24 protein-coding genes and 1 tRNA gene are annotated in these 24,466 nt (G+C 53.7%); 9 read left to right on the top strand and 16 right to left on the bottom strand.

Annotation, left to right across the window (positions count from 1 at the left end; all coding sequences use genetic code 11):
* Window positions 1–190: 190 nt before the first annotated feature.
* The 5 genes from Q0J85_RS01485 to Q0J85_RS01465 all read right to left on the bottom strand — a co-directional run bounded on the left by Q0J85_RS01485 (window position 191) and on the right by Q0J85_RS01465 (window position 5,478).
* A complete protein-coding gene (locus Q0J85_RS01485; protein ID WP_294477536.1) occupies window positions 191–1,198 on the bottom strand; it encodes a zinc metalloprotease HtpX in 1,008 nt (335 codons plus the stop codon).
* A 2-nt stretch (window positions 1,199–1,200) separates the two neighbouring features.
* Window positions 1,201–2,007, bottom strand: a complete 807-nt coding sequence (locus Q0J85_RS01480) for a hypothetical protein (protein WP_294477535.1) — start codon at window positions 2,005–2,007, stop codon at window positions 1,201–1,203.
* Window positions 2,008–2,691: 684 nt separating this feature from the next.
* Complete coding sequence (locus tag Q0J85_RS01475; protein ID WP_294477532.1) at window positions 2,692–3,360, bottom strand: hypothetical protein; 669 nt, start codon at window positions 3,358–3,360, stop codon at window positions 2,692–2,694.
* 243 nt (window positions 3,361–3,603) lie between these two features.
* Entirely contained in the window at window positions 3,604–5,046 is a 1,443-nt protein-coding gene (locus Q0J85_RS01470) for a DUF5906 domain-containing protein (protein WP_294477530.1), read from the bottom strand.
* Between the two features lie 353 nt (window positions 5,047–5,399).
* Window positions 5,400–5,478, bottom strand: a tRNA-Pro gene (locus Q0J85_RS01465).
* Between the two features lie 154 nt (window positions 5,479–5,632).
* On the opposite strand from Q0J85_RS01465, the gene Q0J85_RS01460 reads away from it, so the two are divergent.
* Window positions 5,633–6,751 (top strand): C45 family peptidase, encoded by a 1,119-nt coding sequence (locus tag Q0J85_RS01460; protein WP_294477527.1) that lies wholly within the window; start codon window positions 5,633–5,635, stop codon window positions 6,749–6,751.
* On the opposite strand, the gene Q0J85_RS01455 is transcribed toward Q0J85_RS01460, so the two are convergent.
* Window positions 6,733–7,266 carry a DUF3592 domain-containing protein gene (locus Q0J85_RS01455; RefSeq protein ID WP_294477525.1) on the bottom strand — a complete coding sequence of 178 codons (534 nt, stop codon included), beginning with the start codon at window positions 7,264–7,266 and terminating at the stop codon, window positions 6,733–6,735. The two genes, Q0J85_RS01460 and Q0J85_RS01455, sit on opposite strands and share 19 nt — an antisense overlap.
* Window positions 7,267–7,375: 109 nt before the next feature.
* On the opposite strand from Q0J85_RS01455, the gene Q0J85_RS01450 reads away from it, so the two are divergent.
* Window positions 7,376–8,407, top strand: a complete 1,032-nt coding sequence (locus Q0J85_RS01450; RefSeq protein ID WP_294477523.1) for a hypothetical protein — start codon at window positions 7,376–7,378, stop codon at window positions 8,405–8,407.
* Between the two features lie 6 nt (window positions 8,408–8,413).
* Here the strand turns inward: Q0J85_RS01450 and Q0J85_RS01445 are convergent, their stop codons facing one another.
* The 4 genes from Q0J85_RS01445 to Q0J85_RS01430 all read right to left on the bottom strand — a co-directional run bounded on the left by Q0J85_RS01445 (window position 8,414) and on the right by Q0J85_RS01430 (window position 11,906).
* A complete protein-coding gene (locus Q0J85_RS01445; RefSeq protein WP_294477521.1) occupies window positions 8,414–9,349 on the bottom strand; it encodes an ABC transporter permease in 936 nt (311 codons plus the stop codon).
* Window positions 9,346–11,220: a tRNA uridine-5-carboxymethylaminomethyl(34) synthesis enzyme MnmG gene (gene mnmG, locus Q0J85_RS01440; RefSeq protein WP_294477519.1), complete on the bottom strand. Its 1,875-nt coding sequence runs from the start codon at window positions 11,218–11,220 to the stop codon at window positions 9,346–9,348. The genes Q0J85_RS01445 and mnmG overlap by 4 nt, the downstream gene beginning before the upstream one ends.
* Before the next feature lie 165 nt (window positions 11,221–11,385).
* Window positions 11,386–11,754, bottom strand: a complete 369-nt coding sequence (locus tag Q0J85_RS01435; RefSeq protein WP_294477517.1) for a hypothetical protein — start codon at window positions 11,752–11,754, stop codon at window positions 11,386–11,388.
* On the bottom strand, window positions 11,754–11,906 hold the full coding sequence (locus Q0J85_RS01430) for a hypothetical protein (protein ID WP_294477514.1): 153 nt from the start codon (window positions 11,904–11,906) through the stop codon (window positions 11,754–11,756). The genes Q0J85_RS01435 and Q0J85_RS01430 overlap by 1 nt, the downstream gene beginning before the upstream one ends.
* A 257-nt stretch (window positions 11,907–12,163) precedes the next feature.
* On the opposite strand from Q0J85_RS01430, the gene Q0J85_RS01425 reads away from it, so the two are divergent.
* Window positions 12,164–12,604: an ester cyclase gene (locus Q0J85_RS01425; protein WP_294477512.1), complete on the top strand. Its 441-nt coding sequence runs from the start codon at window positions 12,164–12,166 to the stop codon at window positions 12,602–12,604.
* A 110-nt stretch (window positions 12,605–12,714) separates the two neighbouring features.
* On the opposite strand, the gene Q0J85_RS01420 is transcribed toward Q0J85_RS01425, so the two are convergent.
* The 6 genes from Q0J85_RS01420 to Q0J85_RS01395 all read right to left on the bottom strand — a co-directional run bounded on the left by Q0J85_RS01420 (window position 12,715) and on the right by Q0J85_RS01395 (window position 19,895).
* Window positions 12,715–14,157 (bottom strand): hypothetical protein, encoded by a 1,443-nt coding sequence (locus Q0J85_RS01420; RefSeq protein WP_294477511.1) that lies wholly within the window; start codon window positions 14,155–14,157, stop codon window positions 12,715–12,717.
* Window positions 14,158–14,366: 209 nt separating this feature from the next.
* Window positions 14,367–15,164: a sugar phosphate isomerase/epimerase gene (locus tag Q0J85_RS01415; protein ID WP_294477509.1), complete on the bottom strand. Its 798-nt coding sequence runs from the start codon at window positions 15,162–15,164 to the stop codon at window positions 14,367–14,369.
* A 124-nt stretch (window positions 15,165–15,288) separates the two neighbouring features.
* A complete protein-coding gene (locus Q0J85_RS01410) occupies window positions 15,289–16,119 on the bottom strand; it encodes an HAD-IIA family hydrolase (protein WP_294477506.1) in 831 nt (276 codons plus the stop codon).
* A 112-nt stretch (window positions 16,120–16,231) separates the two neighbouring features.
* On the bottom strand, window positions 16,232–18,058 hold the full coding sequence (locus Q0J85_RS01405; protein ID WP_294477503.1) for a chloride channel protein: 1,827 nt from the start codon (window positions 18,056–18,058) through the stop codon (window positions 16,232–16,234).
* Between the two features lie 141 nt (window positions 18,059–18,199).
* On the bottom strand, window positions 18,200–18,511 hold the full coding sequence (locus Q0J85_RS01400; protein ID WP_294477502.1) for an RNA-binding protein: 312 nt from the start codon (window positions 18,509–18,511) through the stop codon (window positions 18,200–18,202).
* A gap of 502 nt (window positions 18,512–19,013) precedes the next feature.
* Entirely contained in the window at window positions 19,014–19,895 is an 882-nt protein-coding gene (locus Q0J85_RS01395) for an AraC family transcriptional regulator (protein WP_294477501.1), read from the bottom strand.
* Between the two features lie 101 nt (window positions 19,896–19,996).
* Between Q0J85_RS01395 and Q0J85_RS01390 the strand changes: the two genes are divergently transcribed.
* From Q0J85_RS01390 to Q0J85_RS01365, 6 genes are all read left to right on the top strand, one after another.
* Window positions 19,997–21,139, top strand: coding sequence for a Gfo/Idh/MocA family oxidoreductase (locus tag Q0J85_RS01390; protein WP_294477500.1), 1,143 nt, complete (start codon window positions 19,997–19,999; stop codon window positions 21,137–21,139).
* 81 nt (window positions 21,140–21,220) lie between these two features.
* A complete protein-coding gene (locus Q0J85_RS01385) occupies window positions 21,221–22,951 on the top strand; it encodes a hypothetical protein (RefSeq protein ID WP_294477499.1) in 1,731 nt (576 codons plus the stop codon).
* 10 nt (window positions 22,952–22,961) lie between these two features.
* The gene (locus Q0J85_RS01380) at window positions 22,962–23,408 is read left to right on the top strand and encodes a hypothetical protein (protein WP_294477498.1); all 447 of its coding nucleotides are present in this window, start codon (window positions 22,962–22,964) and stop codon (window positions 23,406–23,408) included.
* Complete coding sequence (locus tag Q0J85_RS01375; RefSeq protein ID WP_294477497.1) at window positions 23,392–23,802, top strand: hypothetical protein; 411 nt, start codon at window positions 23,392–23,394, stop codon at window positions 23,800–23,802. Before Q0J85_RS01380 ends, Q0J85_RS01375 begins: the two co-directional genes overlap by 17 nt.
* The gene (locus tag Q0J85_RS01370) at window positions 23,789–23,998 is read left to right on the top strand and encodes a hypothetical protein (protein WP_294477496.1); all 210 of its coding nucleotides are present in this window, start codon (window positions 23,789–23,791) and stop codon (window positions 23,996–23,998) included. Before Q0J85_RS01375 ends, Q0J85_RS01370 begins: the two co-directional genes overlap by 14 nt.
* Window positions 23,995–24,363 carry a hypothetical protein gene (locus Q0J85_RS01365; RefSeq protein ID WP_294477495.1) on the top strand — a complete coding sequence of 123 codons (369 nt, stop codon included), beginning with the start codon at window positions 23,995–23,997 and terminating at the stop codon, window positions 24,361–24,363. Before Q0J85_RS01370 ends, Q0J85_RS01365 begins: the two co-directional genes overlap by 4 nt.
* Window positions 24,364–24,466: the final 103 nt, after the last annotated feature.

Below are 24,466 nucleotides of genomic sequence, written 5' to 3'. Positions count from 1 at the left end.
GTTGCCGGTGGAATCCTGAATCTCCTCTGGGGAGTTACCTCCGGAGGTCTGCTGGGCGCTCAGGCAGGCAAGCTGATTGACGAAAACGTGATCGGCTTGTATCACTGTCCCAAGTGCCATCTGCAGTTTAAAAACTAAGAATCTTCATCCATCCCCCACATCAAAATACGGGGGGATGGACGCTTTTATATTATCTTTTTTCTTTCAGTTGCTCAATTCTCCTTTCCAGGGATGGATGAGTGGAGAAAATATCTGTCCAGGCAGGTGGTGCAGAAATCATCATTGCGGCAGCTGGATCATCAGCCGCAACCGTTTCCCCTGCATGGGAATCATCCATAAGTCGACGTAAAGCTCCAGACATGGCATCTGCGCCTACCAATGAGGCCGCAGTGGCGTCCGCTTCGAATTCCCGGTGACGGGAAAACCATAAAAGAACCAGATCGCCCAACAGGAACAGCACGTTGACAATAACGAAATGAACCAGCCATGACAGCAGACGTGATTTTTTACAAAGCTCTTCGTACCAATCCGTTTGTCGTATAGCAAAATCGATTACGATTACCGCGATGTTGATCAGGCTTTGCAGCAAAGTCATTGTCAACATGTCTCCATTGGCAATGTGTGCGGTTTCATGAGCCGCAACTCCTGCAATGCTGTCATTATCCATCTGCTTAAGCAAACCGGAACTGAAGGCAATCATGGAATCCTTTTTCGAGGAACCAGTTGCGAAGGCGTTCATCTCTTCGCTTTCATAAACGCCTACTTCCGGTACAGCAGGGAGATTGGCGCGATTGGCCAGAGTTTGCACCAATTCCAGAAGATATTTTTCCTGATCGTTTTCCACATGCTCCGCTGTAATGATCCGAATTTTATATTGCCATTTTAACAATGACTTGGAGAAAAACAGCATCACAAATGGGACAGCACATCCGATCAGCAGCAGAAAAATTGCGGTTCCAATACCGGCATGGGGATCGAAGATCCGGACAATGATCATGAGTATGACCATAACCCCGACATTAGCCGCCATGAAAATCCCCATTGATTTTCCCAATCCTCCTCCCAGACGAATCTGGCTGGAAGAACGGATGCGGTCAAAAACGGCGGTCGTATTTTCCTGTGTCTGCCACTTGCCGCAATAACGGCATTTCCTCGCTTCGTCCTGAATTTCTTTTTTACAATGGATACAGGGTTTCATGATCACTCTCTTTCGTGTAAGTTGCCCAATGGATCCATCCAGTAATTTTCGTTGACAAACTCCAACAATTCATGAGCCGACATCCCATCAATTGTTTCTCTTAAATCTTTATCATGTTCGTAGTCTAAAAACGCCCCCAGAACTATTACTTGTGCAAGAGCCTCTTGTTCTTCTTCGGACAGATCATTGTTTTGAAGTTTTTTACCGAATTCCTTGCCTCCAAATTCTTCAGCCAGATAGTCCATAATTTCTCCGCACGACTCTCTGTATGCTTCGGGGGAGGAATAATCCAAAGTTGGTCCACCAAACATAAACCCTATGATAGTGAAGAAAAGCCAGACTCCGACTAAAATACCAGCGGCTTTCGGAACAAGAGTTTTCCAGCTTTTTTTCTGGAAATCGAGCTTGTTAACAGTAAGATATTTCATCTGTGGTTTACACTCAAGAAAAAACCAGGAAATTAAACCGATCAAATAGATGGCTGAGCAAAATTGATCACTCAAAAATAAGAGTCCGATCCCCCAGATAATGATCAGGGAAATCAACCAGATTTTTGATCGTTTTTCCTGTTCTTCCCGTCCCAAAATTTTCCAGTTGGTTTTGAGAACATAAGCTCCGAAGATTGGAGTAAACAACAGCGACCAGTTAGCGGCAGCCTTGGGATTATAGAGTTCTAGTTTTTGTGCTGATTCCGGCATCTCCCGGGAACTTGAAGTGTTTGAGAATTTTTCTCCGCAGAACTCGCAGACCGTGGCTCCCGCGGAATTTTCCTCAGCACAAGCCGGACATTTCTTCTTTTCTTCTGACATGTCTCTTCTCCTCGTTGGGTTCCATTTTTCGGGACTTTTCCTTTTTAAAGACGAATGCTGTCTTTGCTGTCGCTGGCAGAATCGAGAGAGGCGAGGCTTGTATATTGAGCCAAACTGAACATAAAAAAAGACGCCCCCTGTTGTATTCACCTCAGAGGCACGCCAATGCCTGAACAAGTCTATACGCACAGAGAGCGCCCAAATATGGGCGCAAACTCTTAAGCTTGACTTGTTCACGTGGGTTTGGCGTTTCCCGAGGTGAAGTCTGCTTCAGTTTACGTTATCTGATTGTTATTTGATTTTGAAACTCAGTTCAGTCCATTCCTCCAATTTAGGTTAATGCGTCACAAGAACATCTTAATATACGAGGTGTTTGCTGCTTTGTCAAATCGTGTTATTGCAATTACAGAAAGAATGTTCGCCAGAAGACGTGGATAGGGATTGTTCACGGAAGCCAAACGTCATTTGAAGACAGTAGATCAGAGATGACTCAACCTGTCTGATGAGAGTATTCAAAACTTCATATTTTACAGGGAAAGAAGAAGGTATATCCGACTTCAGCGCGATAGACAGTTGATCCCTCTTGAAGAACGACTGTCTTCAAGAGGGATCAAAACAATACTTTGCTCCCCGGCAATAGCGGGCATAAAAAAGAGCCTTTTTAGGTTCTCTCTGATAGTGATACTACAGCTGAGAAACTTCATCGGATATGTGAGTCCGAAAAGAATGCCTGGTCAATGCGATCAGCTTTCTGAACTGCTCGCCATTGCGTATCCATGACTTCAACTTCGGAAGAAGGTTGAGCCTGCGCCAGTCCTCATCGCTGAACTGTTCAAAGCAGGGACACTCCGCCAGTAACTCAGCAAAGCTGTAAAGGATGCTCCACCACATCGGTTTTGTGAACTGGTCTTGGCATGAACAGTGATTCCAAAGCCGTGGGTTGTGCTTGACGACCCAGAACCAGTCGCACAAAGTGAAGTCATGTGTGTCGATGTCTGCGCTGAAATAACTGTCACTTGCCAGTAACCCGCTCCGTACAGCAGGGTGATCCGGGATTTCGCAGTAGTGAAGCAAAGTCGGCTGATGCAGTAACAGACGTTGCCATTTAGCAGGGGTGAAATCCTTCCAGCACGTACACCGCCATGCAAGCGATGGCTGTTTTTCAAGAACGGTGATCCATTCGTCTGGGGTGAACTCGGAGAATGGACAAAACTCCTGAAGCTCCGGGTGTCGGGAGATGATGCGTGCCCACTGCTTCGGTGAGAGCGGAGCGGAGATGTGTTCAATGTCCGGAGTGAATGCTGCACAGTTCCATTCCAGATCGAGGAATACGTTCAGTTCTTGTTCGGTCATTGCGATTTCCTTTCATTGGTTCTTTTGAATGCGGGATGTGAGTTGTTTTGTTGATGCTTGAGACGTATATAATTGAGAGTCGCAGCACCACATTAAAGTTCGAAGAGGCCTAAGTATGACATCGATTGCTTCTACAAGGGAGCAATTACATCAACCGTTTTAAGCTCATCTTATTTTTCATGGTGGAGCTATTCAGAAATAATTTTTTATTTTCAAGCCAAAAGGTCCATTTCGTCATACGGTTCATACGGTTCGTACGGGGGATGTCAACTTCTTTATTTTTATATTCCGGTAACCGGAGCGGTTGGTCCAGCGGCCATCCGTGCCCGGGCGTTTGATGTCACGGCAGCGACTCAGATGAAACAGCGCCTGCATACAATCCGGAAGCGCTGCCTGAAACTTCCGTTCCGGCATCAGCTGCCACCCGATATGGTTGGCCACGCCGACATAGAGGCAGAAAATCTCTTCTGTCGTAAGGTTGCTCCCCGGAGCCTCCTCCAGATAGTTCCGGAGAATGCTTTCCAGTTGGAAGGATTGGCCGAAAAGGAAATTCAACCGTTCTTTCTGCAGTTCAGATATCGGCAATCGGGTGGAGTTCGCCAGCAGAAGCTGCCGCAATCCCGCAAGACTCCAGTTCAGAATGCCGGCACCTTCGTCCGCAAAGAGAGTGTCGGCAAAGTGATCGATCGGCTTTGGCGGCATATAGCTTTTGCACTTGATCCAGCGCAAGCGTCGATGCCAGGCCGTGAGGTCATCGTTGCTCTCGAACTCCAGAAGCGGAATGGCATTCCCGACGATGAAAACGTTGAAGGTCCCCTCAATCATCTGCTGCTCATTGGAGTGTTTCAGCTCAACCCGCAAGGTATCATCCCCCACCAGAGACTTCAGAATTCCCATGCCGTGGGAGGTAAAGAATGAAGTTTGCGACTCCTTCCCTGTCAACAATGTCTTGCCGAGAAAGGCGCTGGTTTCAAAGCGGCTTCCGATACAACCGGGACGGATCTGCATGCTGTTGAGAGGTCCCACCAGTAACTCAAGGAGATTTGCGACCGTTCCTTTCCCACTGCCGCCGGAACCGGTCAGCAGGAGAATACTTTGCGTGAGATTTCGTCCCAGCAGGCATTGGCCGAAATACTTCTGCAGAAGCTCCACATCATCCTCTTCCATCAACGGAGACAGCAGTTGCTCTTTGAACCGGGGGCAATCCGCAGCTGGATCGTAGACGATATCGCAGCGGTTGCGGCTGTGATAAGCCGGCGAAAACGGACGCATTTCCCATTCACCGGAGTCGGCAAGCTCCACCATCGTGTTCCGGCAGTGAACCCAGTTTCCCGAGGAAGAGAAAAAGGCGGTTTCCACTTCAGCTTGAACTTCCAGATAGGTCAGGATATCTCGGATCGCCGCAGGACGCTGATATCGGGCGAGTTCACATTCGATTCCGCGTCGGCTCGCAAATTCCCGAACCGCAAGACCGACTTGTGAGATCATCTCACTCTGTCTTTGAGGTTGCCACAGACCGCTTGCCGGCGAATATTGATAAAACTGCTTCTCGTTGGGCAGATAGATGCAGCGGGTTTGCTGTTGGTAAAGTTCGGCAAAGCTCTGCAACCCGAGGAGAAATCTAGATCCGTCTCTTATGAGGAGCGATCCATACTTTTCTTCGATTTCGTTAATGATCTCGTTCATGGTGAATTTCCTTTCCATTGGTTGATGTTAACGATGGAGAAAAGATAGCACCACAAGAGATACTCCGCCAACCAGCGCATTTCCGCCGCTGGAAATCGGAATGATTCGGCTGGAAACCGAAATTTCAGGTTCTTCGGATTCTTTCCGACGGAATGAATCCGAGTCGTCCAAATGAAAAAAATCAATTTTTTTGGGGCTATTTGTCGGAGGGAAAATTGTGTGGCAAAAAAATGTGGCAGAAATGTGGCATTTTCGCCTCGAATCGGCCACTTTGGGAGAGAATCGGCAACAGTGGACAAAAAAGAACGGGAACCCGAGTTTGAGCTCAGATTCCCGGAATTTCGGCATAAAAATGGTCGGGATAGAGAGATTTGAACTCTCGACCTTTTGACCCCCAGTCAAACGCGCTAGACCAGACTGCGCTATATCCCGACATGTTCCTCTCAGGAAACGTCCCTAATATAATCGCCATTCCCGGAATTTCAAGCCGGATTTTCGAGGTTTTTCTGTTTTCATAAGGATTTTTACACTGGAATCCGATTTGCTTTTCCGGGAATTCAGTGTATTGTACCAAGAGGAGGTTTCCGTGCGGCTCTTCGGGAATATCAAATGGACACGGCGAAAATGGATTGCCATTGTCTCTGTCATTCTGCTCTGCTGCATTCTTGCCGCTTGCGGCGTGTTCTCCGACATCATCCGCGGCAGCAGTTTCCTCTGGCGGGCGGCGCATGGCTCTCCCGCTGTCATCACACTCTCCGGAAATCCCGCCGAATCGGGCCGGATCCACGGCAGAAAACTGAAATTCGGCATTCAACTGCTGGAAAAATATTACCTCGGCTCACTCGCGGCAGGGCAGGGGAGGGAACTCCTGTTTCAACGCGCCGACAACCTTTTCCAGAACATCGATCCCCGATGGAATACCGAAATCACCGCTCTCGCGGAAGCCGCGTGCGTTGATCCCCGTGCCATGAAGTTCGGCAACTGTTTCCTCGATCTCGGCCGTTTTCCGGTCGGATGCCGCCAGATATTGCGCGTTCTTCCCGACGGAAGAACCTTTCACGCCCATAACCTCGACTGGGATGGACTTGCCGGAATCGGACAACACTGGATCACCGTTTTTCGCGTTCCGGGCGGAGAGGGGAGACTGCCGACCGTCTATCTCGGGTTTTCCGGAATGATCGGAGCTCTCGAGGTCATCAACTCCGCCGGTGTCGCGTTGAGTTTCAACCAGCTCGGTTCCTCCCGGCAGGAATCCGAAATGCCTGTCTTTCTCAGGATGCGCGAGATCGCCGAAACATCGTCCGATTTCGACGGTGCGGAAGAGGCGATCCTTTCCATGCCTCCCGGCATGCCGTTCGTGATCGGCCTCAGCGATGCGAAGTCCGGCCGGATCGCCGTCTATGAACGAGACTCGTCCGGCGTCGTCCGAAAACGTGTCCCGGTTGACGGATTACTCACTGCCGACAATTCTCCGCAATCGCAGAAGAATGCGCCTCCCGACACCGGAACCGAACACGCCGCGCGCGACGCCATGCCGCTGGATTCCCCGGAGGCGGTTCAAGCTGTTTTGCGTGATTCACGTGTATTGATGGCGAATAACATGTACAGCGTCATCTTCGACTTTCAGGCGAATTGTTTTTATCTCGCTTCCGGTGAAATCCCTGCGGCAGCGGGAGAGTATCGTGTTTATCCGTTGTTCGAGTGAAACCCGTCCGCACCGTTTGCGCTCCGGCGCCGGATCCTGACCGCGTGGATGAATAAGCCGATCCCAAGCAGCATTCCCGCCAGAACCGCCACCCCGCGCACGAAATAATGCGGGGGTATGCTTCGGTCAATGACCGCTTCCATCGGAGAGGCGGGATCGACGTAACAGGTGATCTGTGCCCCGGCAGGGTATTGCCGGAGCAGCGGCAGAAGCCGTTCCGCTTCGTCCGGAAGATTTTCCGGAAAAAAGCTGTAGCGAATCGAACCGCAGCGGATGCCGCTGCATTCATACCGGTAGTCGATCCGAAATGCGGCCCGTCCGGTTCTCGGAAGCGATTCAATCCGGCTTGAAATCACTTTCGCCGGAACGGCGTCCCACCACCATGCGGAAACCGCATTCCGGCATGGGATCCAGACGGTTTCGCGGCCGAGGAAAAGCGCAAAGACAAGAAAAATCATGCCGAATGCCGTCAGCATCCGGAATCGGTCACGCTTTGTGTCTCGTTCTTGATTCATATCTTACTATACTCCACCGGACAAAAAAACGCAAACAGGGTTCTTTCGACTTGCATCCGCCTGAACATGGCGATATTGTATGGCAGCAACCAACCCGGAGGAATGAGTTATGGGAAAACGGCAGATTTCGCTGGATAAGGTTTTGAACGATTCCTGGAAACGGATGGTGCAGCTTCTTTTTCGACCATTTGACTTCAAGTTCTGGCTGATCATCGGCTTCTGCGCCTGGATGACGATTCTTTCCATCGATCTTGGCAGCCTCATGAGTCGGATTGTCACTCCCTTTTTTGAGACCATGGAGCAATCTGTGTCAGTGGAAAACGCCGTTCATCATGTCCTGAAAGGAACCGATGGAACATTCTGGAGTCGATTGCTGCAGGAGCTGGAACCGGCAACCGGAATCATCTGGCTGGTCGCCGGCATTTATGTCGTGTACCTGCTCCTCTGTCTGGCGGCTTACTGGATCCGTTGCCGGTTTGAATTTGTCCTCCTGGCAAATCTGCTCCGGGGCACACAGGAGATCCGCAAGCCGTGGCAGGAGTACCGGAAAATCGGGAACTCCTATTTTATCGGGAGCATTCTGGTAAATTGCATCGTATTTCTCTACTATGTGGTGATTCTGGCCGTTCTCACTCCTCAGTTGATCGTCTATGCCGGGGAACTCTCAACGCATAACGAGCTGGTTCTGCCCGGGCCCGGAATCTGGATCTGCGCCGGACTCCTGATGGTTTCCACGATTGTCATCAGCTACTATATGTGGTTCTTCTATCAACTGCTCATGCCGATCATGTACCGGGACAATCTGACATTCCGGCAGGGAATCCGGGTTATGAACCGACTCGTCTGGAAACATTTCGGGATCTGTTTCCTCTATTATCTGGTCATGATGGTCGTTCTGCTCGGGGGGGTAATCGCTTTCGGTGTCGTGTCGGGTTTGACCTGTTGCATTTATCTTCTGGTGGTGACGAATGTTCCGTATGTCCGTGCGATTCTTGTTCTGCCATTCTGGGTTTTCTTCCGTTTGATCGGGCCGCGATTCCTCGCCGAGCTTGATCCGCGAGAGCCGGAACCGGATTCCCGGGATGGGGTCGCCGCGGGGGAGGGGAGGAGCATCCCGGCGGAGCAGCCGGTTGAACCGTGAAGTTTTTCAGCGGCTCCTCTGGCGCGGATCGAGAGCGTCACGCAACGCATCCCCGAGCACATTCAGCGCGAGCACCAGGACGAACATGAAACCGGTCGCCGCAGCGATTTCCCACCAGATTCCGCGCCAGAGCCGCTCCTGTCCGTCCGAGATCATCACGCCCCAGCTGGGCGCGCCCTGTACGCCGAATCCGAGATAACTTACGATGACCTCGAGCATGATCGCCCCCGCAAAAGACAGCGTGAAGTAGATGATGACCAGGTGAAACACATTCGGCAGAATGTGACGCAAAACAATGACCGGTCCGCTCACTCCCGCAACCCGGGCTGCCGCGACGAAAGGCATATTGCGAAGTTTCATCGCCTCGGCACGAACCACGCGGCAGAGCGTAACCCAGCCCGTGATGCCGATCGCAAGATACACCGCGAGCATTCCCGGTTCGGCGCGGAGAACGGTTCCCGTCCATTCCGCGACTTGCATCATCCCGGCAGGCAGGAAGTTGCGGGAGACCAGCAGGGCGAATGCGAGGATGAACAGCAACGTCGGCATCGAGGCAAACGTACTGTACAGCCAGACAACAATGTCATCGAATTTGCCGCCGAAAAAACCGGCGATCGCTCCGAGCAGAACTCCGATCACCGCCGAAATCAAACTTGCGATGACTCCGACTTTCACCGCGGTGGCGCTCCCGGCGATCGCTCTCAGAAGCACGTCACGCCCCTGATAATCCGTTCCCAGCCAGTGTTGAGGGGAGGGCGGGGCATAACGCATGGCGTCGTCAGCGAGGTTGTATATGGGAATCTGGTCGCAGTGTTCGCACCAGATCGTGTAAAGTTCAGTTCCGGCCGCGGCAAACACATACAACAGAACAATCCCCAGTGAAATCATGGCCAGGGGGCTGCTGCGCAATCGTCTCCACGCGGAATTCCCGGAATGATTCATGCTTCCGTCTCCCGGCGATTCTGCCGCACGATTGCTATCTGGAGCAGGGCGATGTCGGCGGGAGTGACGCCATCGATTCGACCGGCCTGGGCGAGAGTGGTCGGACGGACTTTCATGAGTTTGCTGCGTGCTTCATTGCTGAGACCCTTGATCGCCTCATAATCAAAATCCGCGGGGAGTTCCAACGCCTCGAGCTTCCGCATGCGGTTGATTTCAGCAACTTCCCGCTGCAGATATCCGTCATATCTGGCTTCGACCATGAGTTCCCGCCAGATTCGGCGTCCGGGACGTCCCGCCGGGAGCTCCGGCAGCAATCCGACAGGGCAGGGGAGAAGTCTGCGGGCGTCGTCCCAGCTGGCGGTATCCGGAAGTTCTTTCAGATAAATCAACAAAGGTTTCCCGGCAAATTTCGTGTTTCGGAAGTGCGTTGTAACCCGTTCAAGGTCCGACTGATACGAGGAGAATTCCCGGTATTTATCCTCCGGCAGCAACCCGAGTTCGTGCGCCTGCCCGGAGAGACGCAGATCGGCATTGTCCTGCCGCAGGTTGAGCCGGTATTCGGCACGGCTCGTAAAAAGCCGATAAGGTTCGATGATCTCTTTCGTGCAGAGGTCATCGATCATGACTCCGATATAACTGCGGTCGCGGCCGAATTCGACGGTCGACTTTCCCGCTGCCGTGCGGGCAGCGTTGAGTCCGGCGACAAGCCCCTGACCGGCCGCTTCCTCATAACCGCTCGTGCCGTTGATCTGCCCGGCGGTGAAGAGATTTGGCCACGATTTGATGCGCAGTGAACGTTCTAGCTGATCGGGATAAAGAAAGTCATATTCGATCGCATAGGCGTAACGGGAAATCACGGCATGCTCCATTCCCGGAATCGAGTGGATCATCTGCCGCTGTACTTCGACCGGGAGACTTGTGGAAATACCGTTGATGTAGTATTCCCGGGTCTGGGCACCCTCGGGCTCGAGATAGAGCAGATGAACCGGATGCTGTGGGAAGCGTACGACCTTATCCTCGAACGACGGGCAGTAACGCGTTCCGATTCCCTTGATAACACCCTGATACATAGGAGAATATTGAATGTTTGCCCGGACGATATCCGCCGTCTCCGCCGTGGAGTAAACCATGTGGCACGGAAGATCGTGTTTCACGGCGCGGGGCAGGGGATGACGCAATGCCTCACTCCAGTTGCAGAACTCTTCTTCCTGCCCGGCGGCCTCCTGAATGCGCATGGCGGAAAAGTCGATGGTTTTCGCGAGAATCCGCGGCGGCGTTCCGGTTTTAAGCCGCCCGATCCGGAGATGGAGCTGTTCACCCAGAGCTGTCGAAAGGGCATTTGATGGGAAATCTCCCGCTCTGCCGCCGGGAAAATTCCGCATGCCGTAATGAAGTTTCCCATTCAGGAACGTCCCGGTGGTCACCACGACAGCCCGGCAGCGGATCTGGTCTCCAAATTGATTTTCCACTCCGACGATCCTGTCGTTTTCGACCAGAAACCGGGTAACTTCCGCCTGCAGAAGATCGATGCCCGGAGTTTCTTCGAGCAGCAGCTTCATACCGCGCTGATAGATAACCTTATCGCATTGGGAACGTGGAGACCAGACAGCCGGACCTTTGGTCTGGTTCAACATCCGGAACTGAATGGACGCGGCATCCGTCACCATTCCTTGAGCTCCGCCCATCGCGTCGATTTCCCTGACGACCTGTCCTTTTGCGATACCTCCGACAGCGGGATTACAGCTCATCTGGGCGATGTGATCCAGATTCAGCGTAATAAGCAGCACCGACGCTCCGATCCGGGCTGCGGCAAAGGCGGCCTCACATCCGGCATGCCCGGCGCCGATCACAATAACATCATACTCTTTCATGTTTTCGCTTTCGTAAAACAACCATTTTTATAAAATACTTTCAAAGGTTGACATTATCAATCTATATAGAGAGGTTTTTCCGGAAAATCACGGCATTCCAAACCGGACGATCCCCCTCCCCGGAAAAACCGGTTTTAAATTAAACATAACGTGTATTATGCGACGTTATATATTGACGCCGGAATCCCCCCTCTCGTCGAGAAGTTTCTGCAAACGAATGCGAAGTTCAGCATCATCGGCGGAATGCCGCAAAGCGTCGCGAATCTGATCGAGAAGATTTTGACGTTCGGTTTCTGCGGCGCGCTCTGCATCGATCGACAAAGCACGTTCCGAGGCACGTTTCCAATATCCGGGCATGTTTGGTTTCTCCTTGTTTTGAAGTTGACGATTGAGAATATCGGCGATTGCATCGGCAAGTGAAGAGCAAAAGTTTTCTCCCCATTCCTCCGAATCACTGAATTCTATGCCGAAATGGATAGAATCCTGCAACTTGATCAGCCAGTTGCCTAACTTGTCATATAAAACGTAAACCATTATAGCACCCCGACAGCGTCTTTATGAAATTCAATTCCGCGCTTGAGAAGCAGGCCGGAAGCTCGTTCGTAATCATCAATGGCGGCATAGTTCCGAAGCAAAGCCTTTTCCGCCGTGGTAAGTCCGCGTAATCCATCGGCGATCATATCCATAAACTTCGGATTTCGCAAGAAGTTGCATCGGGGAGAAATGCCCGGACGCCCTGCCCTGTTTGAGGTTTCCGAGCGCCACCCCTTTGGGAATATTGATTTCAACAGCAGTGTATCCCCTCCCCTGCAGAAAATGTTCCAGAGATGGTTTATATTCCCCTCGCAGTCTGATTTGCAATCAGAAATCTTCATGCTATTGTATGGCAATATCACATCATATGAACTGTCAATGACGTACGTCATAATGAGGACACCAAACTATGCCTTATAATGAAATAATCGAACGCAATCGCACTGCTATGCGACGTTTCGAAGAATGCATCAATACGAACAATCTTACTCTTGGCGAGGAACTGATCTCCGCAAACGCCGCATTTACAACGCCATTTTCATCTTCCCCGCTTTATGGCGCAAAGGGATATCTGAGTATCGTCGAGTTTATGAGGCAAAGCTTTCCTGATGTGCATTGGACGCTTGAAAACATGGTCGCCGATGAAACGACAATCGCTGTGCAATGGAGATGTACCGGCACGTTTTCCGGAACCGCCTCTTTTGCGGGAATTCCCCCGAACAACAGAAAATTCTCAACCTCGGTCATGAATTTCTATACCGTCGACACCGACGGCAGGATTATCAACGACGTCTCTGCAATCGGCATCGCCGGGATATTGCAGGGAATCGGCGTTTTGCCCTCTTTGTAACATCGGCTTCTGTTGTCGCTGTTGTGAACGCTGGGAAATCAGCCCCGGTAATATACAAAAAAACTCCCGCTCCGAGGCCGAAACGGGAGTTGAAAAAGAAACGGGATCACTCACTCCGCGGTAACAAAGACATACAGATAGGCTTCCCGCAACGCGGAGGCCGCGCCGGAGAATGTCCAGTCCGGCTGACCTTTCGGATCCGGATTGTTGCCGATGCCGACATCGGAATTCCCCTTGGCTCTGAAGTTATTGTAGGCAAAAACCGTCTCCGGAACCGAGAAATTGTGAATCTGCATGGAACCGTATCCGTATGTATTCGTGTCGCAGGTATCACCATGGTCGTATTTGGTGTCACTCGCTCCAGGAACGGATGCACTGTTCTTCTGATTGTAGTTGTAGGCCCAGAATTCAATATTCCCCTGCGGGAAACTTCCGGCTGAAACCCGGTCCGTGTTGCTTTTGACAACAAGATTTTCGACGTTCTGCTGAAAAGTGGCATTCGCAGAACGATTCGGAACCCCCAGCTTCGAGGCATCAGGCGAAAATGAATCCATTTCCGCATAAACCCAGTTGACACTGCCGTCTTGCCCGGTGAGCGCGGCAAGATAGCCGACCCGTTTGATCGTCCGTCCGGCAAACTTTTCGGCATTATTGATCAGATAGGGAACTTCCTCCGCAGTCACCTGATTTTTCAGGTTGTGGAGGTAGAGAAGTTCCATCCCGCCGGTCTCCGGAACCATGTTCGTCGCATCTGCCTGAACCTGCTCCAGCGTTCGAGGCGGCGTAATGAGCAACGGACTCTCAAGCGGCGTACCGCTTTGAACCAGAACATACAACGTCGCACTGTCATAATTGGGGCCGGATTTGCAGAACGTCCAGTCCGGATGACCGGCCGGATCCGGGTTGTTCCCGATTCCGAACGCCGAGTTGCGCCCGGCAATGAAATTACTGTATGCGAAAATGGTTTGCTTCTCGCGCCAGTTGTGCACCTGCATGGAGCCGTGATTCCCGACCTTATTGTTCACATCCCCGAAATCAAACTTTTGATCCGATGCTCCCGAAACCTGTATCGCATTCTCACCGCCGTAATTCGTGGGCCAGAATTCGATATTTCCGAATTCAAATGAGCCGGTTTTGAGTCCGGGAACATTGCTGCGTACTTCCAGATTGGTCACCATCTGCTGGAAATCACTCCCCGTCGCCGCAGTCGGCACTCCGAGACGCACGGCATTGGGATCGAAAGAGTCCATCGAAACGTAAACCCATTGCCGGTTGCCGTCTTTCCCGGCTAAATCCATGAAGTACGCGACTTTAACCACCGCATTCTTCGAGAGTTCCGACGAGTTGTCGGTCAGATACTTGACCTGGCTGTTGTCTCCAAATCCGGTGCCGCTCATGAGATCGTAGCGGTAGAGTAGTTTGAACTCTCCGGCCTCAGGCACCACTCCGGTGATCTCCGCAGGAACTTCCAAGTCCGCTGCATCAAGTCCGGTGAAGAGCGCCAACGCCGCTGCCACTCCCGGAAGAATCCGATTCCATCGCGATTGCTTCATACCATAACTCCTTGTGTCTCAAATTACATAACCCCCGGAGCACGCAACGCGCCCGGCAGCGCCTCCGCCCTGACAAAAGAAGCATATCACGTTCATCGGGAAAATACAAGTTCAGTGCGACATTTTTTCTAATTTTTCGCAGATTTCTCTCCCGAAAAAAACAACCCCGGAGAACTCAATTCCCCGGGGTCGGATTGCAAACGGAAAACTTACTTGTTTCCGACAGCCAGTCCGGTGGAGGTCATGTATTTGTAGCTGCGTTTGAGCGCCTCGACCATTTCGACGCGGCAGTAATCAAGCTCAACGACAATGTTGTTGACCCGATCGGGCGTAGCTGCGACGATCGCCGGAATCGGCAGGTCTCCCTCGCCCAGCGGCAGCAGATCGACTTTACGGTCGTAGATGCCGTTCGTGATCTTGAGCTCCTCGGCTCCCTGATGCAGAATGCCGTCTTTCATGTGCAGCGCCACCACACGGTCGCTGAAAAGTTTCATCATCTCGACCGGATCCTCGGCGCCGAAATTGGTCGACCAGAACGCATCGAGCTGGAACTTCACTTTCGGACAGAGTTCCGCATAGATCTCATATTTCAGCCGCCCGTCGATCCGCTCGAACTCCCAGTTGTGATTGTGCTGGAAAAGCATGAAGCCGGCCTTCTCAAGTTTCTCCTGCATCATCGAAGTGGTTTCGGCGGTCCGCTTGATCGCGTCGAGATCCTTGAAATCCTCCGGGCCATAGCCGCAGACGATCCGGTCAAGGCCGAGCCGTCCGGCGATGTCGATGGTCTCTTCAAGATTGTCCGGACGCGCCCACGGCGAATGCGAGCTGTAAAGTTTCAGCCCGAGATCGTTGATGCGCTTCAGAAACTCCTCCGGGCTCATGCCCCAGAATCCGGCCGGTTCGACCGCCTTGAAGCCGATGTCGGCAACAGTCTGAAGAACGGCGTTGAAATCCTTTTCCGCCATCTGGCGCAGCGAATACAACTGAACAGCCAAATCTCTCGTCATTTCCTATTCTCCTGAGTTGGTTGGTGAAAGTTATTCACATCACTTACTATAAAAGCCATCGTCTAAATGGCAATTGACGAAACCTCTTTTTTTTTGACTACAATTATGGTCTGTTCCGAAAAATTCAGGCGCCCTGACCTATCGCGGAAAAAATTCCTCGCGGCCGGAACTCCCCGAATGCCTGCTGCGCCTGCTGTTCCGACGTGATCCCGGTCAGGACGAGAGCCGAGTACATTCCGGCGTTGTTCGCTCCGCGAATATCGCTTGCGAGCGAATCGCCGACACAGAGAATTCGACTCCGGTCGGTGACCCCGAGTCGTCCGGCGGCGTAATCGTAAATCGCGCGATAAGGCTTGCCGAGATAAATCGGCTCGATTTCCGTGCCCATTTCATGAAGCAGAAGCCGGATGCAGCGCGCCTGTCCGCCGGCACCGATTCCGATCCCGCCGGTCGAGGCGTTCGGCCAGCAGGTATCGGGATTCGGCACGATGAACGGACGCTCCGGATGATGTCGGAAGAAATCGATCAGCGCTTCCCAGGTCGTCCGCCAGTCATAAGGCCCCTCCCCCATCAGGACAGCTGAACATTCCTCGAGGCGGGCCGGATCGGATGTCAACTCCAGGTCGCCGGTATCTCCGAGCCGCCCGGCCCGGAAGAAGAGCCCTCTTTCCCAACCGTTCCGGCGTGCGAGTTCCGGCAGCACGGAGAGGCAGGAGATCACCTCGCGCTCTTCCGCCTCAATTCCCGCTCGCAGGAGGAAACCGCACTTTTGACGCCGGGTGTGATCCCCGTCATTCGTGAGGAAGAAAAACGGCGTACCGTCGTGCCGGAGCAGTGAGATCAGCTCCGCGGCTCCGGGCAGAAGACGCGGACCGACCACCAGCGTCCCGTCGATGTCAAACAAAACTGCGTCAAAACGGACCGATTCGGCCCTCCAGAAATCGAGTAACAGCATGAATTTTTTGATTGTTATTATACCAGAATCAGACCATTTTGCAAATCATCCGCTCAAAAAAACGGAAAAAAAGAGAAATCCCGTTCACGGGCAGCGGCTCGGGCTCGAACGTTCAGAAAGAGTTGGCCTCTCGAACCATCTTGCGGTATCTGGCGAAAATCGGCGCCTTGGCGATAAACCCGTGAAAAATCCCCGCATCATCACAGACCGGAAGATATTCCAGATTGAATTTTTCAAAATTCGCCATTGCCCGGGCGAGATCATCGTCGGGCGAAACCGTTCCGACCGGAGACTCCATGAGATCCATGACCAGCAGAAGTCCGTAAACTTTCGGATTGAGCATGACGCTCAGAACTTTCTCCAGATGCACGACGCCGAGCAGTTTCCCGCTGTCGTCCAGCACCGGAAAAATCTCCTCGGGAGTGCTTTCAACCAGATCGATCAGCCGTTCGAGCGGCTGGTCGATCCGCAGCACGTGATAATTCCGGTTCAGACAGAGCCGGACCGGCTGGGAGCGCAGCATGGTCCGGTCGCGGTCGTCATCGAGAAGATTGCTCTCCGCCAACGCCTTGCGGTAGATGGAATTCGGTTCAAACATTCTGGCCAGCAGATATGAGACCGCCGAAACAATCATCAGCGGAACGAGCAGAATATAACCTCCGGTGACTTCCGCAATGAGAAAGATCCCCGTCAGCGGCGCGCGCATGACTGCTGTGAATACGCCGCACATGCCGACTGCGGCGAAGTTGCTCTCCTGCAGGTCGATCAGCCCGGTCAGATTCACAAGCCGCGCAAATCCGAAGCCGGTGAAAGCTCCGATGAACATCGACGGAGCAAAGATTCCGCCATCCCCTCCGGAGTCGACCGTCAGGACGGAAACCACCACTTTCAGCAGCAATACAGCCGCAAACACGATCACCAGAATCAATGTCTCGGAGGGAAGAAGCGAGAGCAGCGGCGAATTGTTCGCAATGCCGGAAAGATTCCCCTGGCAAATCTGTTCGATGTAAAGATACCCCTGCCCTCGCAGAGTCGGGAACAGAAACAGCAGCACGCACAAAAGCGCCCCGCCGACAAACAACCGCTGCCACGGGGAACGAAACCGGGTTTTGAGCTTGTCGGCCGTGAAATAGGCACATTTGATGACGTAGACCCCGACCAGCGCGCAAACGACCCCCAGCAGAAAATAGCATGGCACCGCATTCGTTCTCCAGGGTTCCGTCACGAATTCAAAATGATTGCCCTGCGCAATCATATGCGAGATTACCGCCGCGACGGCGCTCGACATCACCATCGGAACCAGAGCCGAAACCGTGAACTCCGGCAGCAGGACTTCCGCGGCGAACAGCACCCCCGCGATCGGGCTGTCGAAGATCGCGGAAATCGCCGCAGCCGCGCCGCACCCGAGCAGCAGACTGCGCCGCGACCGGTTCGCATTGAAAAAACCGGCACTGTTCGCCCCGATCGCAGCACCGGTCAGAACGCTGGGAGCCTCCAGACCGGCCGACCCGCCGAAGCCCACGGAAAATGCGCTTGAAAGCATGTGGTTGACCATTTCAATCGCCGGAATATTGGTCCGTTTGCGGGAAAGATTCAAGATGAGAGGGCTCAGACTCTTCGCATAACGCGGCCCCCCGAGGAAACGTTGAATCAGAAAGCTTGCAAGCAAACCGAGCATAGGCAGACACAGCAGCAGTGCCAGCCAGACGACTTCGTGCAGTTCATGAGGTTCCGTAAGCCAGATACCGAATTCCTCGAATTTGGTCACGAGCAGGTGAAGTACGGCCGCAGCGATCGCCGCAACCACGCCGATGAAGATCGACAGGATCACCAGAAAACTGCGCTCTCCCCATCGCGTCTGCCAGAAACGGGCCGCACGCAGCACCACCCGGCGATGAAAGCGCAAAAGCAGACGCTCGAGTTTCACACGCAGTTTCAAAACATTCCTCGAATTGGATTCCATAAAAAAGTAGGTCACTCAATATATCGCCAAAATGCTTTGAATACAATGCCGGCCCGGGAAATAGAGAAGAAAAAACCGGCCGGAAGTGATTCCGGCCGGTCGCAGAGAGTGCGGGAATTACCAGCGCTCGCCGCCGCCGAATCCGCCGCGGCGCTCACCGCCGAATCCGCCGGTACGGGGGCGCTCCTCGCGCGGGCGAGCCTCATTCACGACAGCTTTGCGGCCGCCGAGGTCCTGCCCGTTCAACGCATCGATGGCCTTGCGGGCTTCAGCGTCATTCGGCATCTCGACGAAACCGAACCCCTTGGAGCGGTTGGTCTCGCGATCGGTGACGATGCGGGCGGTTGCGACTTCGCCGAACGCGGCAAAAGTGGTGCGGAGTTCGTCACGGTCGATGCTGTACGGGAGGTTGCCAACGTAGATGTTCATCTCTTCTCTTCTTCCTTTCTCTACCTTTTTTCTTTTTCGGAATGGTTACCGAACTGAAATGATCCGTGCATCTCCCCGGATGCCGGTCATATTCCTGATTTCTTCCAGAGCCATGAACCCGAACCGTTGAAACACACGAGGTAGATCAGTCGGAAGTCGCGGACTGGATAGTGGTTCCGACACCCGCTTCATGCCGAGGGAGGGAACCGAACTGCACTGTCTGAAATTGAACCTTTAATTCTTCTATCCAATCCGCGAAAAATTTGTAACTTGCGTTTCTGCTGTAATAATTATACCAAAAAGTAGCTGTAATGTCAATAGCGGAAACGAAAATTTTTCAAAAATTCAGCGTTTTATGACTTCAAAGGAGGTGTTTTTCACCAGAATTCGCTTTCCCCGCCCGGATTCGCTGTCTCCGGACGGCGCTTGTTTCGATCTCGCCGATGGAATCGGGGCATCTTGTCTGAACGGAATCGTCCAGAAAATTGGGGCACGGCGGGACTCAAACATCGGCTGGTGGAGCGGTGAACTCCGGAAATTCGCGGCGATAACGTTCCGGCGAAACTCCGGCGAACAGCTTGAAACGGCGACTGAAATGGTACGGGTCACGGTAGCCGAGGCGGGCGGCGATTTCCGCGACCGGCAACCGGCTGGAAACAAGCAGTTCCGCCGCCTGACGCAGTTTGAATTCCTCCAGATACTTTTTGGGGCGGATCCCGGTCCGACGCTCGAAATTCCGCCGGAACTGGTCGGTCGAGAGATTGCAGAATTCCGCCATCTCCTCGACCGTCCACCAGTGTGAGGGGCGCGCTTTGACCTCCTCGAGCAGCTCCTCGACGGGGGGGACCGTCGAGTTGCGGTTCCGCTCGAAATAGAGGTCGATCAGCAGTTTCTGGAGCGTGATGTTCGCATTGATCTGGGCGTCGCGCGACGGATCCTGAATCATCTCCATGATCGGCAGGAGCTTGCGGGCGCTGCCGAAGTCCCAGACGCCGTCCTGCAGAATCCCGGAATTGCGCAGCATATCCGCGATCGGGCCGGTGAAACGGATGGAGTCCTCGATATACGGCCTGTCGGCCGCACCACCGTAACGGTTGAGTACCCCCGGCGTGATCATCACAAGCTGCCCGGGCTGCACGTCACATTCACCGCAACCGTCGATCCAGCAGCGGCCGCGCCCCTCGATGAGATGGGAGATGGAGTAAAATTCAAATTTTCTCGGCCGACAGAGCGCAAAGCCGTTTTCGCCGGAACGTCCGGCCGCACCGGCGTTGATGATCCAGAGTCCGTAACTCGCGTGAAAATCCGGCATTCTCCGCAGCAGACGGTGGACATCCGGCCGCTCGGAACTGAAGTCAAATTCGATGATTTTGTCATTACTCATGCGGTTTTTATCCATTTGACTTTTTGTTTCCCGTAGTATAATATACACAACGAATGATTTTTTTGTCAAGAGCCCAGTGAAAAAAAAACAAGAGGTGAAACATGGCGGAAAAGAAGAAAATCGGCGTAGCCGTTCTGGGAACCGGCAGCCGCGGACGCGGTGTGGTCGGCAATCTGCTGCGGGACTCTCAGGGCGGAGTCGAGATTCTGGCAGCCTATGACCCGGATAAGACGGTGATGGCCGAAACGATCGAAGTCTGGAAGCATACCGGAATCACGAAAGCGTGCGACAGTCTCGAAGAGGCGATCAACACCCCGGGAGTGGAGTGGGTCATGATCTTCTCCCCGAACGTCTATCACAAGGAGGGCATTCTCGCCGCGTTCAAGGCCGGGAAGCATGTGTTTTCGGAGAAACCGCTCGCGACATCGATCGAAGATTGCCGCGAAATTTACGAGGCTCACCAGAAGAGCGGGAAACTCTTCGCCACTGGATTCGTCCTGCGCTATGCCCCGATCTACCGAAAGGCCAAGGAGTTGCTTGATTCCGGAAAACTCGGAAAGCTCATTGCGATCGACGGCAGCGAAAACATTCCGCCGCAGCACGGCGGCTACATCATGTGCAACTGGCGGCGGCTGACCAGGTTCGCCGGTCCGCACATTCTGGAAAAGTGCTGTCATGACCTCGACCTCATCAACTGGTTTTCCGGTTCGCTGCCGTCGCGCGTGGCGTCGTTCGGCGGGCGGAACTTCTTCGTTCCGGAAAATGAAAAGCTCATGGAGAAGTACGGACGCGACACGTTCTGCACCTGGTGGGATCCCCATGCGATCAGTTCCCCGTTCTCCGGGGATACCGATCTCATGGACAACTCGATTACGATCGCGGAGTTCCGCAACGGAGTGCGCGTTTCGTTCATGGCGACGATGAGCAATGCGATCCCGGAGCGCAGAATGTACTTCTGCTGCAGCGAGGGGACGATGAAGCTCGATCTCTACACGGGCAAACTTTACTACCGCTGCCTGAAAGGGGAAGGCACGATGGAGGTCGAAGTCACCGGAGACGGCCACGGCGGCGGCGACGACTATATCATGAAAGAGCTCTACGAGAGCATGACCACCGGTGCAAAACCGAAATGCAGCGGCAACGAGGGGCTTGAAAGCGCAGTTTATGCGCTCGCACTCGACAAGGCTGCGCAGACCCGCCAGGTGGTGGATCTCGAACCGGTCTGGAAAGAGCTGGGACGCTGATTCCGCCTCAAAAGTTGACAAAATCCTTCTGTTGTGAACATCCGGCCGCGACCCGCCGGACAACAACAGGAGGATTTTTTCATGTCCGAACCGATTCTTCATCATGTCCTGACGGTGGACGCCGCGACGAAGCGGCTGATCGATTCCGTCGGGGACGAAATCACTTTCCCGGGGGCATTCCCGGAAGTGGAATTCAACACCTCCGCCGTGATTGCGGTGGAGTTCAAAGACCGCACGCTCCGGGAGGATCTCTCCTGGGAACTTGCGGAGCACCCGCTGGAAACAAGAGACACCTATGCTCTGTCGGCTTTCTGCACCGCGGAGAACGGCGGAGAACTGATGCTCCGCAGTTCCGACGATGCGGTGAATCAGCCTGGCGAATGGCCGGACGGCTCGACGGCCGATCCCGCCCGGGGGCAGTTGACGTTCCGGATCCATCCGGAATTGCGTCATTTTCTCGAAGTCGCCTCCCATCCGGAGAAGAGGCGGCACTGCCTCATGTTTATCGAGGCGCAGGGCGACGGGGACTCGTCCCCTCAGACTCTGGCGCGATTCGGCTTCCGGGCCGCCCTCCGGCCCGGCGGCATTCCCGGCGGAGAGGTTCTGTTTCAATCGGCAACTACTGTGAACGGGATTGGAGGACCGGTGATTCTCGCCGACGCTTACGGAGAACCGCTGACGGTCGAAAATCAGACGATTCTGCTGCCCGCGTCGAATGTCGGTCCGCAGGGACCGCAGGGGGAACCGGGTCCGGCGAATGTCATCTCCATCGGGGCGGTTACGACCGGGGAACCGGGGACGATGGCGACGGCGACGCTCTCCGGAGAATCCCCGGAACAGCTCCTCAATCTGACGATCCCGCGCGGTGACGTCGGACCGCAGGGGGAAAAGGGCGATCCGGGCGAAAAAGGCGACAAGGGCGATCCGGGGATTCAAGGCGTTCAGGGAGATCCCGGCCCGCAGGGGATTCCAGGCGAAAAAGGCGACAAGGGCGATCCGGGAATTCAGGGACCGCAGGGGCCGCAGGGACCGCAGGGCGATCCGAACGTCGCCGCGGAAATGGTCGACGAAAAAATCTCCGCGCACAATCAGAACTCCTCCGCGCACCCGGATAAACTTTCGCTTTCCGGCGGCACGCTGACCGGGGAACTCAAAAGCACGGCATACAATGCGTTCCGAATGATTCAGGGGGAATATGGGACTTTCTTCCGCAACGACGGCAGAAATCTGTACATCCTTTTGACAAACGCCGGGGATCAGAACGGATCGTACAATGATTTCCGTCCGTTGACGGTCAACCTTTCGACCGGGAGATGCGACATCAATGGAAGCGCCGTATACGACGGCAGCGGGAAGAACATCGCAGAATCCTATGTAGTCAAAAATCATCCGACATTTAACAGCGGAGTCGAGATTTCCGGGGATCTGCCCTATATCGACTTCCATTTCAACAATGATTCCGGAGATTTTACAAGCCGGATTTACGAGACCGCTTCCGGAACGTTGACTGTTGTCGGAAACATGAAAGTATCCGGCAACCTGTCCGCCGCCAATATGATCGCGGTGCCGGATTACAGCATGGCTGCCGACGTGACCTCCGCGGCACAGTCCAGCTCCGGATATACTTCTTCTTCAAGCGGATGGGTTCGCTGTGTAACGAAGAATATCTACACGTCGGTATCCATCAATGGGGTGACGGTTGTCGATGCGAACAGTGATGTCGTGCTGCCCGTACTGACCGGAGATGTCATCAAAATCACAGACGTCAATCAGATGGCGGCAGCCAACATTTATTTTTACAACAATCGGTAAGGAGCGTGATATGCAGAAATATGCAAAAATCATAAATGAGGAAACCGGTGCCTGCATCGTTGGACTCGGGGAGAGTGAAAGCGCGGCGGAATATTACGCAACCCTCGGCATGGAGCTGATGGAGGTGGAACAGGCGTCCTCCGGCGGCTGGTATCTCGCTGATAGAGTTCCTGAAGTAACGGCAACCTCGGAATGGGTGAACAAGGAGCTGTTTCTTGACGCGCTCTATGCGCTCGTTCCGGCGGAGGATTTGGCGGCAAAACTGCAAGAGCCGACCGCATTCAAGGCGGGGATCATGGGGCTTGCCTTGCTGACCACGAACGCCGCGCCGGGCGGAATGATCGACCTGCTCGACGAGCGGGTCGCAGAGTGGCTCGCCGTGTTCGGCCTGACACTCGATCAGGTGCGTGAGAAGATGAACGAACAAAGAGGGGAAACCGATGTACAGTCTGAATGAGATCGAGAAGAAGATCCAGCTTGCGAACGAGCTCAATCTTTCCGGAGCAGCGCTGCTCGAGGATACGGAACGGGCGCAGCAAGTGTGCAACGGGATCGGCGCGGAGTGGATGCCGTCCTGGCTGCGGTGGCTGATCGGTTTTCTGTTCCCGACGCTGGTTCTGGCCGCGGATATTCACGATATCCGCTATTATCTCGGGGGGTCGGAACTCGACCGGAAAAACGCCGATGACGAAATGCTCATCAACGGAATTTTGCTTGCGCGAAACAGATACGGCAAGTTTGATCCGCGCCGATATGTGGTGGTATTCGTCATGCTGCAATTCTACTTCAAGCTGCGCGACTTCGGTTCTTTCGCGTGGAACGGCGGGAGTGAAAACGATGGAGCATATTGAAGCGATCGGCAGGCTGCTCGCGATCCTCGTGCCGGTCATGTCCGGTCTCGTGTGGGTGGTGCGCCGGATCGAGCGCGGGCAGAGCACGATGATGAAGCGGATCAACAAGATCGACAAGCACAAGGTCAGTTACAAGGTGTGCGATGCACGTCGCAGCGCATGTCTTTATAAAACAAAGAAAAGGAGGGTTTCATGAAACATCTGTTTTTTGCTGTGGCGGCATTGTTCTGCTGTGCGGGTTGCGCCACGCTTGAGAACAAGGCGCTGGCGCTCGGCAGCGGCGTCGACGCATTCAAACTCGAAACGACCGGAAGCGTCTCGAGCGGAACGTTGCTTCCGAACATCATTGCGGGCGGCGCGGTGAATACGCTTGCGACCGCTCCGGTGATTCAGCCGGGGAGCACAACGCAAATCGTGTTCGTCAAAGCGCGCCGAACCAGCTTCTTCGGGGAGCTCTTCGGGATCGACGCGAGCACGGAATCGGTGAGCTACATCGGCTCCCCGGGCGAAACGGCCTCCGAAACCGCCACCCGTTTCGAGGCGTTCTCCAAACTCAAGTGATCGGCCTCATACTCTTGCCCCCCGAATGCATTTTTTCCCATTTTTCTGCAATCGGGGGTTGCTTTTTTTCTTGAGATATGGTATAATTAAAATAAAGATACAC

The sequence above is a fragment of the uncultured Victivallis sp. genome, assembly GCA_944389935.1.
GTDB lineage: Bacteria > Verrucomicrobiota > Lentisphaeria > Victivallales > Victivallaceae > Victivallis.
The sequence above is the reverse complement of the archived record's forward strand: the minus strand, read 5'-3'. Positions and strand labels throughout refer to the sequence as shown.